General features: G+C 43.2%; 13 protein-coding genes. 8 read left to right on the top strand and 5 right to left on the bottom strand.

The features are described from left to right. Positions 1 to 354: 354 nt before the first annotated feature. The 3 genes from HMPREF2794_RS14865 to HMPREF2794_RS14875 form a co-directional block, all read right to left on the bottom strand. The gene (locus tag HMPREF2794_RS14865) at positions 355 to 1,293 is read right to left on the bottom strand and encodes a tyrosine-type recombinase/integrase (protein WP_022302501.1); all 939 of its coding nucleotides are present in this window, start codon (positions 1,291 to 1,293) and stop codon (positions 355 to 357) included. Positions 1,294 to 1,461: 168 nt separating this feature from the next. After that, on the bottom strand, positions 1,462 to 3,099 hold the full coding sequence (groL, locus tag HMPREF2794_RS14870; RefSeq protein ID WP_010539042.1) for a chaperonin GroEL: 1,638 nt from the start codon (positions 3,097 to 3,099) through the stop codon (positions 1,462 to 1,464). Positions 3,100 to 3,150: 51 nt separating this feature from the next. After that, complete coding sequence (locus HMPREF2794_RS14875) at positions 3,151 to 3,423, bottom strand: co-chaperone GroES (RefSeq protein ID WP_010539043.1); 273 nt, start codon at positions 3,421 to 3,423, stop codon at positions 3,151 to 3,153. A gap of 241 nt (positions 3,424 to 3,664) precedes the next feature. Here HMPREF2794_RS14875 and HMPREF2794_RS14880 point away from each other — a divergent pair, with 241 nt between their 5' ends. Beyond that, positions 3,665 to 4,711 (top strand): L,D-transpeptidase, encoded by a 1,047-nt coding sequence (locus HMPREF2794_RS14880; RefSeq protein WP_074759484.1) that lies wholly within the window; start codon positions 3,665 to 3,667, stop codon positions 4,709 to 4,711. Between the two features lie 45 nt (positions 4,712 to 4,756). Beyond that, positions 4,757 to 5,452: a murein L,D-transpeptidase catalytic domain family protein gene (locus HMPREF2794_RS14885; protein WP_022302498.1), complete on the top strand. Its 696-nt coding sequence runs from the start codon at positions 4,757 to 4,759 to the stop codon at positions 5,450 to 5,452. A 487-nt stretch (positions 5,453 to 5,939) separates the two neighbouring features. Here HMPREF2794_RS14885 and HMPREF2794_RS14890 read toward each other — a convergent pair whose 3' ends face one another. After that, a complete protein-coding gene (locus HMPREF2794_RS14890; RefSeq protein WP_029425668.1) occupies positions 5,940 to 6,491 on the bottom strand; it encodes an NUDIX hydrolase in 552 nt (183 codons plus the stop codon). A 291-nt stretch (positions 6,492 to 6,782) separates the two neighbouring features. Between HMPREF2794_RS14890 and HMPREF2794_RS14895 the strand changes: the two genes are divergently transcribed. Further along, positions 6,783 to 7,448 carry a hypothetical protein gene (locus tag HMPREF2794_RS14895; protein WP_010539047.1) on the top strand — a complete coding sequence of 222 codons (666 nt, stop codon included), beginning with the start codon at positions 6,783 to 6,785 and terminating at the stop codon, positions 7,446 to 7,448. Between the two features lie 96 nt (positions 7,449 to 7,544). On the opposite strand, the gene HMPREF2794_RS28995 is transcribed toward HMPREF2794_RS14895, so the two are convergent. Continuing rightward, positions 7,545 to 7,706 carry a hypothetical protein gene (locus tag HMPREF2794_RS28995; protein ID WP_022302496.1) on the bottom strand — a complete coding sequence of 54 codons (162 nt, stop codon included), beginning with the start codon at positions 7,704 to 7,706 and terminating at the stop codon, positions 7,545 to 7,547. A 256-nt stretch (positions 7,707 to 7,962) separates the two neighbouring features. On the opposite strand from HMPREF2794_RS28995, the gene HMPREF2794_RS14900 reads away from it, so the two are divergent. From HMPREF2794_RS14900 to HMPREF2794_RS14920, 5 genes are all read left to right on the top strand, one after another. Further along, the gene (locus HMPREF2794_RS14900; RefSeq protein WP_022302495.1) at positions 7,963 to 9,432 is read left to right on the top strand and encodes a 4Fe-4S dicluster domain-containing protein; all 1,470 of its coding nucleotides are present in this window, start codon (positions 7,963 to 7,965) and stop codon (positions 9,430 to 9,432) included. Next, positions 9,413 to 10,450 carry a [FeFe] hydrogenase H-cluster radical SAM maturase HydE gene (gene hydE / locus HMPREF2794_RS14905; protein WP_070751786.1) on the top strand — a complete coding sequence of 346 codons (1,038 nt, stop codon included), beginning with the start codon at positions 9,413 to 9,415 and terminating at the stop codon, positions 10,448 to 10,450. The genes HMPREF2794_RS14900 and hydE overlap by 20 nt, the downstream gene beginning before the upstream one ends. Before the next feature lie 4 nt (positions 10,451 to 10,454). Continuing rightward, positions 10,455 to 11,873, top strand: coding sequence for a [FeFe] hydrogenase H-cluster radical SAM maturase HydG (gene hydG, locus HMPREF2794_RS14910; RefSeq protein ID WP_070751787.1), 1,419 nt, complete (start codon positions 10,455 to 10,457; stop codon positions 11,871 to 11,873). Between the two features lie 158 nt (positions 11,874 to 12,031). Beyond that, the gene (gene hydF, locus HMPREF2794_RS14915; RefSeq protein WP_010539051.1) at positions 12,032 to 13,249 is read left to right on the top strand and encodes a [FeFe] hydrogenase H-cluster maturation GTPase HydF; all 1,218 of its coding nucleotides are present in this window, start codon (positions 12,032 to 12,034) and stop codon (positions 13,247 to 13,249) included. Positions 13,250 to 13,337: 88 nt separating this feature from the next. Further along, positions 13,338 to 15,875: a S9 family peptidase gene (locus HMPREF2794_RS14920; protein ID WP_070751788.1), complete on the top strand. Its 2,538-nt coding sequence runs from the start codon at positions 13,338 to 13,340 to the stop codon at positions 15,873 to 15,875. Position 15,876: the final 1 nt, after the last annotated feature.

The following is a 15,876-nucleotide window of genomic DNA, read 5'->3' on the forward strand; positions in this document are numbered from 1 at the left end:
TAATAATATATTATTAAACACTAAGTTTCAATAATAAACGCCCGTTACTTTATAGGTAACAGGAAAACCTTTGTCCAGGCTTTTAGAGGGCCTTCTATACGAAAAACTAAATGATTTGGCTACGAAACATATTTACCCCTGCTTCTGAAATGCGGCAGAGGGGAGGGAAATCTTTTATTCTGATGAAAGGATTACAAAAGTCCAATACTAAGAAATCCGCTGTTTTATCGTGTAATTTCTCTTTTTTTAGTAGTTTACTAGAAATAATATCTTTTTTGTTTGCATGTTTTCCAAAATATATCCATCTTTGCAACGCTATTCGGCTCTGTTACCTATAAAGTAACGTCCTTATTTTCAGACGATTGCCCATCCAGTTGATCGCCGAACAAAATCCACGATCTTTTTATTAGCCTCATCAATTTTCTTATTATGAAAAGGCTTCAGATAGGTTTCTGTCACAGTGATAGATGAATGTCCCATTGCTTCGGAAATAATTCCCGGATGGATTTCACAATGATACGCAGTCGTAGCCCACGTATGGCGAGCCGTGTATGAGCTCAATTTTCCTTCCATCCCCATCAATTTCCCCAATAGCATCAGTTTTTGGTTGAAGCTACGCAAAGCCAGTTGGTATTCACGGTAAGCCTCTTCTGTTCCTTCATCACTACTCAGAATTGGAAATAAATAAGGAGAACTCTCATTACGATCCATATATCGTCGCAACAACACCATTGCTTCCGGTGCAAGAGTGACAGACAACGAACGTCCCGTTTTGCGGCGACGATAAGTGATTACATTGTCTCGCAAATCACTTTTCCGCAGATAAGCCAGATCTACAAAAGGCAGACCACGAAGCAGGAACATCAGAATAAACAAATTCTGCGCATGCCTTAAATCCGGGGTCACTTCTGGCAATTCCGGCAGACGTCCGAAAACCTTGCGCATTTCTTCATCCTCCAACGCTCGCTTTCTATCAGCACGTGTACCTGTATAAACAGAACGAAACAAATGAGGGATATACTCCGCTTTCCGAAGATCCACGGCTCGATTGTAAACTGCACGAAAAACCCGAAGATAGGTGGAAACAGTATTCCAACTACACCCCCGACTCCGAAGATTTACTTCAAAGGCTTTCAACCATTCGGGAGTCACCCGACGAAAATCAAGATGTTTACTTCCATGAAAGGTGATCACGGTATTCAACGTACTTCGATATACATGGGCAGTCCCAAAATTTCCCTCTGCCCGTAGCTCATCGGCTACTTTTCTAAAAAATAAAATTAAATTCCCCATCGTATTAAAACTGTTAATTACAAAACCAAAAATACACACTTTTCCTATAAACAGTAACAGTGAGTCCAGAATTAACAAAATCGGGGAACAAAGAGTTTAACGCAAAAAAGAACCGCCCCCCTGTAGGGAAGCGGTTCCAAACTATTTTTTAATCTAAGAAAGACGAGATTACATCATTCCGCCCATGCCTCCCATTCCGGGAGCACCCATCGGCATTTCAGGTTTATCTTCTTTCTTTTCCACGATCACACATTCAGTAGTCAGGAACATACCTGCGATAGAAGCTGCGTTTTCAAGAGCTACACGAGCCACTTTAGCTGGGTCTACTACACCGGCAGCATGCAAGTTTTCGTAAACATCAGTACGGGCATTGTAACCGAAGTCACCTTTTCCTTCACGTACTTTCTGAACAACTACAGCGCCTTCTTTACCTGCATTAGCTACAATCTCGCGAAGCGGCTCTTCGATAGCACGTTTGATGATACCAATACCGGTTGTTTCATCAGCATTGTCACCCTTCATGCCTTCCAAAGAATCGATAGCGCGGATATAAGCTACGCCACCGCCCGGGATGATACCTTCTTCGATAGCTGCACGAGTTGCACGCAATGCATCGTCTACGCGGTCTTTCTTCTCCTTCATTTCTACTTCAGAAGCAGCACCTACGTAGAGAACTGCTACACCACCTGACAATTTAGCCAGACGTTCCTGCAATTTCTCACGGTCGTAGTCTGATTTAGTAGCAACGATCTGAGCCTTGATCTGATCGCAACGTTCTTTGATGTTTTCTTTATCACCGGCACCGTTTACGATGGTAGTATAGTCTTTAGAAACTGTTACTTTGTCAGCAGTACCCAACATTTCGATTGTAGCCTGCTCCAGTTTCAGACCTTTTTCTTCGCTGATTACCATACCACCTGTCAAGATAGCGATATCCTCCAGCATTTCTTTACGACGGTCGCCGAAGCCCGGAGCCTTCACAGCACAAATCTTCAACTGAGAACGCAGACGGTTCACTACCAAGGTAGTCAACGCTTCGCTATCTACATCTTCTGCGATTACCAACAAAGGACGACCTGTCTGTACAGCCGGTTCAAGGATAGGCAAGAAATCTTTCAGGTTAGAAATCTTCTTATCGTAAATCAAGATGTAAGGTTTCTCCATCTCACATTCCATCTTTTCAGTGTTGGTTACGAAGTAAGCTGACAAGTAACCACGGTCGAACTGCATACCTTCTACTACACCGATTGTAGTATCAGTACCTTTAGCTTCTTCGATAGTGATCACACCGTCTTTAGATACTTTGCGCATTGCATCAGCAATCAATTTACCGATAACCGGGTCATTGTTGGCAGATACGGTAGCAACTTGTTCGATCTTGTCATAGTTGTCACCTACAGTTTCTGCTTGTGCCTTGATTGATTCCACCACTTTGGCAACAGCCTTGTCGATACCACGTTTGATATCCATCGGGCTTGCACCGGCAGTCACGTTCTTCAAACCTTCAGCTACGATAGCCTGAGCAAGAACAGTTGCAGTCGTTGTACCGTCACCTGCATCGTCACCAGTCTTTGAAGCAACTTCTTTCACCAGTTGAGCACCGGTGTTCTGGTAAGCATCTGCCAATTCGATTTCCTTTGCTACTGTCACACCGTCTTTTGTGATGTGCGGAGCACCGAACTTCTTCTCAATGATAACGTTACGTCCTTTTGGACCGAGAGTTACTTTTACTGCATTTGCCAATGCATCGACACCTTTTTTCAATTGGTCACGGGCATCGATATTGAATAATATTTCTTTTGCCATCTCCTTATTTACTATTTAATGATTTACAATTTTCTATTTAAGATCCCGAAATTAACCCAAGATAGCGAGAACGTCGCTCTGACGCATGATAAGGTATTTAGTACCTTCGACTTCAAGTTCTGTTCCGGCGTATTTGCCATAAAGAACTGTATCGCCTACTTTCAATACCATTTCTTCGTCTTTCGTACCGTGACCTACTGCCACAACTTCACCCTTCAAAGGTTTTTCTTTTGCTGTATCAGGAATAATGATACCACCAATTGTTTTTTCTTCTGCAGGTGCAGGGAGAATAAGCACTCTGTCTGCTAACGGTTTAATGTTCATAGTTCTTTTTTGATTTTATTTGTTATACATTATATTCATGTTTTGTCCTCTTTTGAAGAGGACGCTAAACTCATTGCGAAAAGCGTGCCAAAGCAAAAGAATGATTGTTTGGCAGAGTTTGACTGACAAAATGACTGACAACCTGCTCCTATTGGCAAAAAAGCATATTTGTTCCTTACTTTTTAAACAAAAGAAGAGGATTATTCCTTTTAATAGTGTATATTCGTAAACGAACCTCAAAATGCATTGTATTAATAATATGAATAAAATAGGATTCGGTATATCCGTCACGCTCTGTATCCTGTGTTCCTGCACATCGCGTACAGGAGACATGCCTTCTACCGAAACACTGCAAACAGACTCCCTCATGCAAGATACGATTGCGGAGACGGTAGCCGAACCTGTAGTTAAAACAATTACTCCGGAACAAATCCATATCACCAAAGAACTGCTATATGACAAATATACGCTGGAGGACACCTATCCTTATAAGGATACTACCCGCAGTTTTCAGTGGGATAAGATAAAGGAACAGCTTGCTTTGCTCGAAAATATACAGCAGCAGCCTTCTCAATGGGCGATACTGCAGAACTACAAAAACAGAAACGGCGAAGCGCCTCTGGTGAGAACATTCAAAAGAAATGCTTACGGACGTGTAGCAGATACTCTCGGCGTAGAACGTTACCAGTCCGTTCCGCTTTATCTGCTGACAGATACCTTAGTACCCGAACGTTACGGTCAAGACGGGGAACTGACACGATTCCTCGAAGACAGGGAGAAATTCGTGAAAGCAGAACCTATATTTACCGGAGGAGAATGGATGATTCCTAAAAAGTATGTCAAGGTAATCGGTGACACGGTTGTTTTCAACAAAGCGATCTTTGTAGACCGCCACAATCAGAACATCGCCACGCTAGAACGAACGGGCGAAGGCGAATGGGTAGTACGCAGCATGAATCCTTCCACGACCGGACTTCACCGTCCGCCATATGCGCAGGAGACACCTTTGGGGATGTTCGTACTGCAAGAGAAAAAAGTAAAGATGGTCTTTCTGAAAGATGGTTCCAAAGAGACAGGCGGCTACGCTCCTTATGCCAGCCGTTTCACGGATGGAGCATACATTCATGGAGTACCTGTCAACGAGCCACGAAAGACGCAAATAGAATATAGCTGGTCATTGGGAACAACTCCCCGATCACATATGTGTGTACGGAATGCGACCTCCCACGCTAAGTTTATTTTTGACTGGGCACCTGTTAACGAGACGATTATTTTTGTTTTGGAATAAAATAGTTTTTATATTTGCCACGTTTTTATTCCTAGCTTACACACTATGTTTCAGAAAGTTATCTTTTGTTTGTTATTTCTTTTCATTCCTCTGAACCGTGCTGCTGTCAATACGGTTGCCAACTCTCCTTTTACCTCTTCGGAACCGGTTTCGGAGCTAGCCGCCGGTGAGCAGCTTTTCGAAGAAATGGAATTAGGAGGAACTGTCAATTTCATTGCTTTCCGGCAGGCTGTAGCAGGTTATAATCGAATCAAAGAAAAAAGCAAACCGATTCTGACACTGATAGACTTCTCCAAACCTTCTACCGAGAAACGCTTCTTTGTGTTTGACATGGAAAAGAAGAAATTACTGTATTCATCAGTCGTTGCACACGGCAGAAATAGCGGAGAAAATTACGCCACATCATTTTCCAACCAATATGGTTCATATAAAAGTTCGCTAGGCTTTTATCTTACCGAAAATACTTACCAAGGAGGAAACGGATATTCCCTTATTCTCAACGGACTGGAAAAAGGAATCAACGATAAAGCAAAAGCACGGTCTATCGTAGTGCACGGAGCTCCATACGCCAATCCGTCAGTAGCTGCTTCGGGGCGATTAGGCAGAAGCCTCGGATGCCCCGCCCTTCCGACTAAACTCGCCCGCCCCATTATCAATACGATCAAAGACGGCAGTGTCATGTTTATCTATGCCAATAATCCGCATTATCTGGCACAAAGTAATATTCTACATAAGAATTAATCAATCTTTTCATCTTTCACATTCATCAGATTATAGTATACTAATAGACTGGCTGTAATTCATTAATAGACAAATTCCGTTGCATCAGGAGCAAACTTCATTTGTTCTAATGATAAACTTATCTTTTATCTAAAGCAAACTCAAAACGCAAGCTTTGTTTTTATAAACGAAACTTGCGTTTATAGAAATGAAGCTTGCATTTATAAAAACAAAGCTTGCGTTTTGAGTTTGGATCTAATACAAAGGAAGTTTGCCATTAGAGGAAAAGAAGTTAATCTCTAATGAAACAGAACTTATCTATTAATAGATGACGGAAAGAGTAATAGGTTATTAGATAAGGAAACAGAGACCAAGATGAAAAAAGGGTGAAAGATGAAAGATAGGTGAAAGATCTTTCACCATCACAGACCCTTGATCAATAAAGAGATTCCGCAGTATCGGTGAAAGATGAAAGATCTTTTTGAAGTTTTTATTCAGGAGAGAAATGTTATTTCAAAGCAGCCATATACTTCCAAAGCGGAGCTACATTCAATGCCTGCATTATCTGATTGTTGTCCAGCAGGCTTCTAACTTCTTCCAGAGTCAGCAGATGAACAGATAAATCTTCTGTTGCTTCCAGATGCTGATGGTCTATCAATTCTACATCAGTGGCAAGAAAGCAATAGGTCAGATTGGTATGAGTACTTGGATTGGCAGAGATCACCATATATTCCTGCCAGTTTCCCTTGCCGTATCCGGTTTCTTCCCACAATTCACGTTGAGCGGATATCAGAGGGGAAGCATCCTCCTTTTCACAAACGCCTGCACAAAGTTCATAACAGGTCTTTTCTACTCCCGGACGATATTGGCGCACAAACACGAACTTGCCTTCTTTCGTAATGGCAATCGTATTCACCCAGTCGGGATACTCCAGTATATAATACTCAGGGATATGATTCCCATTGGGAAGCAACATATCTTCGCAACGTACAGTCAACCAAGGACGGCGAAACAGGTATTTACTGCTCACCGTTTTCCATGCTTTCTCTTTTTCATCCATAATGATTCCATTTGTCTTTGACAAAAGTAATGTTTTTCTTCGGATTCCCCAAAATGAGTTTATAGTAGGAAGTCTCATCAAACAGTCAATAACAAGCAGCATAATAACCAAGAAAAAAAGATTCACCAAATAAACTTTAATTTTTAGCGTTTAGTCACATCATTCCACATAATAGGCTCATATAGCGAATTATACATTTTTTGATGTTATTTTTAAAGTATACATTTGCGGCTGATAAATAACACACAACTTAATAACAAAACATTATCAAATTATAAAAGCGATACTATTATGAAAAGTTTAAATTACTGGATTTTGATGCTATTAATGGCAACTTCATGCCTCACATTAGCTTCTTGTGGAGACGACGACGACGAACAAGGAAACGAAAACACAAAAAAATGTTATATAGACACTGATGGAAGACATGTCGACTTCAAGTATGCTTATCTTTCAATAGATGAACCCTCCTATTCTGGCGGTTTATATGAGTACGAACTTGAATTCTCTAATATTGACTATTTTTATTATACTAAAAAACAAGAAGAAATTATTGGTAAAAAAGTGTCTTTTGCAGTCATCTCTTTTGTTTCACCTAAGAAATATGACATTAATTCTCTTCCTGAAGGAGATTTTCCTTTTCAAGCATATTATAGTAGTAAAAAAGATGACTATTATTATGACTGTGAAATTAATATCAATTGTGTAAAAAATAGTGATGGAAGTGACTATTGTGAACAATATTATGAGGCAGATTGGAACAAGGGATATCAATCAAGCGATCTAATCATTAGCAAGACATCAGATGGACTGTATAAAATAGAAATTAAAAATCTGAATTTAGAAGCCGCTCAACCCGGCGAATTTGACATAGAACAAAATAAAGAACGTAAAACTACCGGTTCATTCTATTTTGAAGGAAGATTCGAAGATATATCTTCTTTAGATTTTGATTAAAAACATATAATGGACACATACTAAAAGCCCCTTTCGATTTTCTATTTTTTTAATTCAAAAGAAAATCGAAATAGGCTTTTGCTATATTCCCCCCTTTTATTCGCAAGAGATCTCAATGGTTTGCACCTGTTCCAAATACTTTTTTGTAGCACCAACCAGCGAACTCCCCATATAATACAAAAACATCAGGCTGACAATAATCATCAATGCACCGATCATCGCAAAGCGACTTCTTTGCTCCAACATACTACTACTCATATCTCTTTCTCCTCTCTATTTTATGCTTCACAAAGATAACACCGGAATGCTACAAAAAATTGACAAGAATGTTTCAAAAAACTTAAATATTGAATTTATTTAACCAACCGGAAAGACATAACCTCTTATATTCGGATTGTTTTATCCATCCGGAAACATGAATGTAACAATCTGCGACATTCAATTTAACGATTATTAGTTTATCCGCAAACTAGTTACTATCTTTGCACCCACTAACAATCCTTTTAATTACTATATGGCTTTTACGAATAATATTATGATTGTCCGGCACAAATTGCTGGCTGACCTTGTCAGACTCTGGAAAAACGACCAGTTAGTAGAAAAAATAGACCGCCTCCCTATTGAGCTGAGTCCGCGCAAATCAAAACCGCTGGGACGTTGCTGCGTACATAAAGAACGCGCTGTATGGAGATACAAAACTTTTCCGCTGATGGGACTGGATATGACAGATGAACACGACGAAGTAACTCCTCTCTCCGAATATGCACGGATGGCACTGGACCGTCCGGAGCCAAGTAAGGAGAATATCATGTGCGTCATTGATGAAGCCTGTTCTTCCTGCGTACAGATTAATTACGAAATTACCAATCTTTGCCGGGGATGCGTGGCACGCAGCTGCTACATGAACTGCCCCAAAGATGCGATACGTTTCAAGAAAAACGGTCAGGCAATGATTGATCACGATACTTGTGTCAGTTGTGGTATTTGTCATAAGAGTTGCCCTTATCATGCGATTGTATATATCCCTGTGCCCTGCGAAGAGTCCTGCCCGGTGAAAGCTATAAAAAAAGACGAACATGGCGTGGAGTACATTGACGAGAGCAAATGTATCTATTGCGGAAAGTGTATGAATGCCTGTCCATTCGGTGCTATCTTCGAAATCTCACAGACATTCGACGTATTGCAGCGAATCAAGAAAGGAGAAAAGATGGTTGCCATCATCGCTCCGTCTATCCTCGGACAGTTCAAAACGTCTATTGAACAGGTGTACGGTGCTTTCAAAGAGATAGGCTTCACCGATATCATCGAAGTAGCCGAAGGAGCCATGATGACCACCAGCAACGAAGCACACGAACTGTTGGAAAAACTGGAAGAAGGACAGAAATTCATGACTACTTCCTGTTGCCCCTCTTACATCGAACTGGTAGAGAAACATCTGACAGAAATGAAACCATACGTTTCTACCACAGGATCACCGATGTATTATGCAGCAAGAATCGCTAAAGAGAAGCATCCCGATGCGAAGATTGTATTTGTCGGTCCATGTGTAGCCAAACGGAAAGAGGTACGCCGTGACGAAGCGGTAGACTATATCCTGACTTTCGAGGAAGTCGGTTCTATCCTTGATGGAATGGACATTCAACTGGAGCAGGTGGATTCTTTCTCCATCCTGCATACTTCCGTACGCGAAGCACATGGTTTTGCGCAGGCCGGCGGTGTGATGGGAGCAGTGAAGGCATATCTGAAAGAGGAAGCGGATAAGATCAATGCTATCCAAGTATCAGATATCAACAAAAAGAATATAGCCTTGCTGCGTGCCTGTGCCAAAACAGGAAAAGCAGCGGGACAATTTATCGAAGTGATGGCTTGCGAAGGCGGTTGCATCACCGGACCAAGTACACACAATGACATTGTTTCAGGACGTCGTCAATTGGTACAAGAGCTGCTCAAGCGAAAAGAAAGCTATGAGACAATGGGTAGATAAACTACGAAAAGAAAGGACACTCCGACCGGAAGAATTTCGGCAACTGTTGACCGAATGTGACGGAGAATTATTGCGCTATATCAACGAACAGGCGCAAGAAGTCAGCCTCCGTCATTTCGATAACCGGATTTTTATTCGCGGGCTTATTGAAGTCAGCAACTGTTGCCGGAATAACTGCTATTACTGCGGTATCCGGAAAGGAAATCCGAATCTGGAACGTTATCGGCTAACCGCAGAAAGCATACTGGATTGCTGCAAGCAGGGCTATGAACTCGGTTTCCGCACATTTGTGCTGCAAGGAGGAGAAGATCCTGTACTGACAGATGAACGGATAGAAAGTATAGTCTCAGCGATTCACCGGAATTATCCCGATTGTGCCATTACACTGTCACTCGGTGAAAAGCCGTGTGAAGCATACGAACGTTTTTTCCAAGCAGGTGCCAACCGCTATCTGCTGCGTCACGAGACTTATGATAAATCGCATTATCGGCAACTACACCCCGAGGGTATGTCGTGCGGACATCGTCTGCAATGCTTGCAGGATTTAAAAGAAATCGGTTATCAGACGGGAACCGGGATCATGGTCGGCAGTCCGGGGCAGACAGTGGAACATCTGATCCAGGACATTTTGTTTATCGAACAATTTCGTCCCGAAATGATTGGTATCGGTCCTTTCCTGCCTCATCGTGACACCCCTTTTGCCCAGTCCCCCTGCGGAACCGTGGAACAGACCATCCTTTTATTATCCATCTTCCGGCTGATGCATCCGTCGGCACTGATTCCAGCCACCACAGCACTGGCTACACTCACTCCCGACGGACGGGAACGGGGAATACTGGCTGGCGCCAATGTGGTCATGCCCAATCTGTCGCCACAAGAAGAACGTAAAAAATACAATCTGTATAACAACAAAGCCTCCCTCGGAGCGGAATCTGCGGAAGGACTTAGAATATTACAACAACAGTTGGAAAACATCGGTTATCAAATCTCCTTCGACAGAGGGGATTACAAACAATAAAGAAATGTATAAAGTAGATTCATCCCAAGCAGAAAAATTCATTCATCATGAAGAAATTCTGGAAACTCTTGAATATGCACGGAATCACAAAGACAACCGCGCATTCATAGAACAGCTGATCGAAAAAGCCGCTCTTTGCAAAGGATTGACGCACCGCGAAGCAGCCACCCTGCTGGAATGTGACCAGCCTGACCTGATAGAACGAATCTTCCATCTCGCCAAAGAAATCAAACAGAAGTTTTACGGCAACCGCATTGTCATGTTCGCGCCACTCTACTTGTCAAATTATTGCGTAAACGGGTGTGTGTATTGCCCGTATCACGCAAAGAACAAAACAATCGCCCGCAAAAAACTGACACAGGAAGAAATTCGCAAAGAAGTAATCGCCTTGCAGGATATGGGGCATAAACGTCTGGCACTCGAAGCCGGAGAACATCCGACACTGAATTCACTGGAATATATACTGGAATCTATCCGGACCATTTATAGCATCAAACACAAGAATGGGGCTATCCGCCGGGTTAATGTGAATATCGCCGCCACTACCGTCGAAAACTATCGCCGGTTGAAAGATGCCGGTATCGGTACCTATATCTTATTTCAGGAAACATATCACAAAGAGAACTACGAAGCCCTCCATCCCACCGGGCCAAAAAGCAACTACGCTTATCATACGGAAGCAATGGACCGTGCCATGGAAGGAGGAATCGATGACGTAGGAATGGGAGTACTTTTCGGATTGAACACTTACCGTTATGACTTCGTAGGATTGTTGATGCATGCAGAACATCTGGAAGCCCGTTTCGGTGTAGGTCCCCATACTATCAGCGTACCCCGTATCTGTTCGGCAGATGATATTGATGCGGGAGATTTTCCCAATGCAATTTCAGATGATATATTCAGCAAGATTGTAGCCGTCATCCGGATAGCAGTTCCTTATACCGGAATGATTATATCAACCAGAGAGTCACAAGAGTCCCGCGAAAAGGTTCTTGAACTCGGCATCTCACAGATCAGTGGCGGTTCCCGTACAAGTGTAGGCGGATATGCAAAGACAGAGCTTCCGGAAGACAACTCTTCACAATTTGATGTGAGCGATACCCGGACGCTGGACGAAGTGGTCAACTGGTTGCTCGAATCCGGACATATCCCCAGTTTCTGCACCGCCTGTTATCGGGAAGGACGGACCGGTGACCGGTTTATGTCTTTAGTCAAATCGGGCCAGATAGCCAACTGCTGCGGACCGAACGCATTAATGACTCTGAAAGAATACCTCGAAGATTATGCATCGGAAGATACCCGAATCAAAGGAATGAAGTTGATAGCTAAAGAGACCGACCGGATTCCGAACCCAAAAATCAGAGAAATAGCGATTCGAAATCTAAAAGAAATAGCGGAAGGAAAAAGAGATTTCAGATTTTAATTCATCATAAATTAGGCACGGATGACGCGGATTACACAGTTCTTATTAATGTGTTAACGCAAAACAAAACCGTGTAATCCGCATCATCCGTGCCTAAATAATTATAAATATCTGATTCTCAATTTAAGTAGAAAACAACATTATTTATATCCACTTATATGCATAGCAGTTTTACTCCCAATGCCAGCCGGCTCCATATCGCCCTCTTCGGAAAGCGCAATAGCGGAAAATCTTCCCTGATCAATGTGCTGACCGGGCAGGATACCGCTCTTGTTTCCGACACTCCCGGAACAACGACCGACCCCGTACAGAAAGCAATGGAAATTCACGGTATCGGTCCTTGCCTGTTCATAGACACTCCGGGATTCGACGATGAAGGCAAATTAGGAAACATGCGCATCGAACGTACATGGAAAGCCGTAGAAAAAACCGATATTGCCATTCTGCTTTGTGCAGGTGATGCCTCCATAGAAATACCCGAAGATGCGGATTTCACCGAAGAACTTCACTGGCTGGAACAACTCAAAGCAAAAAACATTCCGACTATTCTGCTTATCAACAAGGCAGATATACGAAAATCCCCCGCATCACTCGCTACCCGAATAAAAGAAACTTTTGGGAATCATCCTCTCTTGGTCAGTGCCAAAGAGCGGACAGGCATAGAACTGATACGCCAGGCGATTCTGGAAAAACTGCCGGAAGATTACAATCAGCAAAGTATCACAGGCAGATTAGTAACAGAAGGAGACCTCGTCTTACTGGTTATGCCACAAGATATTCAGGCTCCTAAAGGGAGACTGATTTTGCCACAAGTACAAACCATGCGGGAACTGCTCGACAAGAAATGTCTGATCATGAGCTGCACCACAGATAAATTATCAGAAACATTGCAAGCTCTCGCCCGCCCTCCTAAACTAATTATTACAGACTCACAAGTATTCAAAACAGTCTACGAGCAAAAACCGACAGAAAGCAGACTGACCTCTTTTTCTGTTCTTTTTGCTGGTTATAAAGGAGATATCGGATACTATGTAGAAAGTGTCTCAGCCATCGAAAGCCTGACAGAATCCTCCCGCATACTGATAGCCGAAGCTTGTACACATGCCCCTCTATCCGAAGATATCGGCAGAGTAAAGCTCCCACGCTTATTGCGAAAGCGGATTGGAGAAAAGTTACAAATAGACATCGTGGCAGGAACCGATTTTCCACAAGATCTCACTCCCTATTCTTTGGTTATCCATTGCGGCGCCTGTATGTTCAACCGCAAATATGTACTGAATCGTATCGAAAGAGCCAGGCAACAGAACGTACCGATGACAAATTACGGAGTGGCTATTGCTTTCCTCAACGGGATACTTAATCAAATAGAATATTAAAATAAAAAGAACATTTGGTTGCATGCTTCAAGCATTTGTCTTATATTAGTCACGCAATCAAATATTTATTAACTTTAGACATAGACAAATGAAAAAGAGAACTATGGCTTTAGCCATCTTTCTGGCAACCGGTGTTACTATTCAAGCACAAGACAGACTGACACAGTACAAAGTCCGGAATGCCATCAGCGTTCGTACCCCCATTATGAACGACAGCATCAATCCTAAAGGAGAAAAACACACTAAAAAGATGTTACTCCAAACCCCAGTCGTACTGCACTTACCGGATACACCGATGCAGTCACTCACCACTGACACAGCAGGGTATCTAAGTTTTGAAAAAGCGGATAAAGACAACAAACTTTACCTGGTCAAGACGCAGATTCGTGCAGAGCGCTTCTTGAAAGGGAAGTTGAAAATCACCTCTCCCGTCCGCTGGGAAGTCTTTATTGACGGAGCCTCCAAACAAGTGAAGGATGCGGCAGAGGACAGTATCACTTCCGGATCATCACGCGACATAGCCCTTAGCCTGGAACCCGAACGGGATTACGAAATTATCATCAAACTGCTTTCTGCTGCCGATGACAAAGCCACTCCAACGCTGAAATGCGAACTGATCAAAGACGAGAAATTCAAAGACATTCCCTGCAACTTAGATCCGGAAGCACGAAAACGTTTTTCCCTTGACAATACAGTATATGGAAGCCGGGCCATCGCTGTTTCTGTCTCTCCCAGCGGAAAATATCTGTTGACCCGCTACTGGGACAACCACGCTGCCAAACGTTCACGTACCTATTGCGAACTGACAGAGCTAAAATCCGGTAAAGTACTCCTGACCAATCTCAGAGACGGTATGAGCTGGATGCCGAAAAGCGATAAACTATACTATACAGTAACTGCCCTGGCCGGAAATGATGTAATCAGTCTCGATCCTGTCACACTCCGCGAAGAGACTATCCTACAGAGTATCCCTGAGCAGAGTTTCACCTGGTCACCCAACGAAGATTTCCTGATTTACTATCCCCGTGAGGAAGGAGTAAAGGAGGATGGGCCTCTCCGTCGTATCGTTAGTCCGGCAGACCGTATTCCGAATACTCGCGGACGGAGTTTCTTAGCTAAATATAACCTGTCCGACGGAGTTTCCGAACGACTGACCTATGGTAACCACAGCACTTACCTGCAGGACATTTCGCCGGACGGAAAATACATGCTATATAGTACCTCTAAAGAAAATATCACTCAACGTCCGTTCTCTTTATCCTCACTCTATCAAGTAGATCTGGAAACATTGAAAGTCGATACTCTCTTCTACGAAGACCGTTTTCTGGGTGGTGCAGGCTATTCACCGGATGGAAAACAGTTACTGCTGACAGGCAGCCCCGAAGCCTTCGGCGGCATTGGAAAGAACTGTGGCGATCATCCTATCGCCAATGATTTCGATACCCAGGCTTTCATCATGGACCTCGCTACCCGTAAGATACAACCAATCACCAGAGATTTCAACCCCACTGTCAGCCCCTTGCAGTGGAACCGTGGAGATGGTTGCATCTACTTTAACACGGAAGATGAAGACTGCAAAAACATCTATCGTTATTCACCGAAAGACGGACGTTTTGAAAAACTGAATCTGGAAACAGATGTCACCACTAACTTCGCTCTGTCCGAGTATAATCCGGGCATAGCCGCTTATATCGGTCAGTCGGATTACAATGCGGGAGCTGCCTACCTCTATGACATGAAGAAAAAAACGTCCCGCCTGCTGGCCGATCCGATGAAACCGATTCTGGATAAAATAGAATTGGGAAAAATAGAACCGTGGAACTTTACCGCTTCCGATGGAACTGTCATCACAGGTAAGATGTGTCTGCCTCCGAATTTCGATCCTAACAAGAAATATCCGATGATTGTATATTACTATGGCGGCACGTCCCCGACTACCCGCGGAATCAGTAATCCGTATTGCGCGCAATTATTCGCTTCACGTGATTATGTAGTATATGTCATCCAGCCTAGCGGGACAACCGGCTTCGGGCAGGAGTTCTCCGCCCGCCATGTCAATGCTTGGGGGAAACGTACAGCAGATGATATCATCGAAGGTACAAAGCAGTTCTGCAAGGAGCATCCGTTTGTGGACGATAAAAAAATCGGTTGTCTCGGTGCTTCCTATGGAGGCTTCATGACGCAGTATTTGCAGACACAGACCGATATTTTTGCCGCAGCCGTATCACACGCGGGCATCAGTGATGTAACCAGCTACTGGGGTGAAGGTTATTGGGGATATTCCTACAATGCTATCGCCGCTGCTGACAGTTATCCGTGGAAGGACCCGGAATTATTCACCAAGCAAGGCTCTCTGTTCAACGCCGACAAAATCAACACTCCATTGCTGTTGCTTCACGGTACGGTAGATACGAATGTACCTGTCGGCGAAAGTATCCAGCTTTTCAATGCGCTGAAAATACTTGGCAAAACGGTAGAACTTGTAACCGTAGACGGAGAGAATCACTTTATTTCCGATTACGACAAGCGAATCAAATGGCATAATTCTATTATGGCATGGTTTGCACGCTGGTTGCAGAATCAACCGGAATGGTGGAATGAAATGTATCCGGAACGCCACTTATAAT

Origin of the sequence: Bacteroides sp. HMSC067B03, from assembly GCF_001811315.1 — a bacterium.
GTDB lineage: Bacteria > Bacteroidota > Bacteroidia > Bacteroidales > Bacteroidaceae > Bacteroides > Bacteroides faecis.

Excerpts from the sequence above, each read along its gene's own strand:
- hydF (WP_010539051.1), top strand. The coding sequence starts at position 12,032 with ATGCATAGCAGTTTTACTCCCAATGCCAGCCGGCTCCATATCGCCCTC.
- HMPREF2794_RS14875 (WP_010539043.1), bottom strand. The coding sequence starts at position 3,423 with ATGAACATTAAACCGTTAGCAGACAGAGTGCTTATTCTCCCTGCACCT.
- HMPREF2794_RS28995 (WP_022302496.1), bottom strand. The coding sequence starts at position 7,706 with ATGAGTAGTAGTATGTTGGAGCAAAGAAGTCGCTTTGCGATGATCGGT.
- HMPREF2794_RS14920 (WP_070751788.1), top strand. The coding sequence starts at position 13,338 with ATGAAAAAGAGAACTATGGCTTTAGCCATCTTTCTGGCAACCGGTGTT.
- hydE (WP_070751786.1), top strand. The coding sequence starts at position 9,413 with ATGAGACAATGGGTAGATAAACTACGAAAAGAAAGGACACTCCGACCG.
- HMPREF2794_RS14880 (WP_074759484.1), top strand. The coding sequence starts at position 3,665 with ATGCATTGTATTAATAATATGAATAAAATAGGATTCGGTATATCCGTC.
- hydG (WP_070751787.1), top strand. The coding sequence starts at position 10,455 with ATGTATAAAGTAGATTCATCCCAAGCAGAAAAATTCATTCATCATGAA.
- groL (WP_010539042.1), bottom strand. The coding sequence starts at position 3,099 with ATGGCAAAAGAAATATTATTCAATATCGATGCCCGTGACCAATTGAAA.
- HMPREF2794_RS14895 (WP_010539047.1), top strand. The coding sequence starts at position 6,783 with ATGAAAAGTTTAAATTACTGGATTTTGATGCTATTAATGGCAACTTCA.
- HMPREF2794_RS14865 (WP_022302501.1), bottom strand. The coding sequence starts at position 1,293 with ATGGGGAATTTAATTTTATTTTTTAGAAAAGTAGCCGATGAGCTACGG.
- HMPREF2794_RS14890 (WP_029425668.1), bottom strand. The coding sequence starts at position 6,491 with ATGGATGAAAAAGAGAAAGCATGGAAAACGGTGAGCAGTAAATACCTG.
- HMPREF2794_RS14885 (WP_022302498.1), top strand. The coding sequence starts at position 4,757 with ATGTTTCAGAAAGTTATCTTTTGTTTGTTATTTCTTTTCATTCCTCTG.
- HMPREF2794_RS14900 (WP_022302495.1), top strand. The coding sequence starts at position 7,963 with ATGGCTTTTACGAATAATATTATGATTGTCCGGCACAAATTGCTGGCT.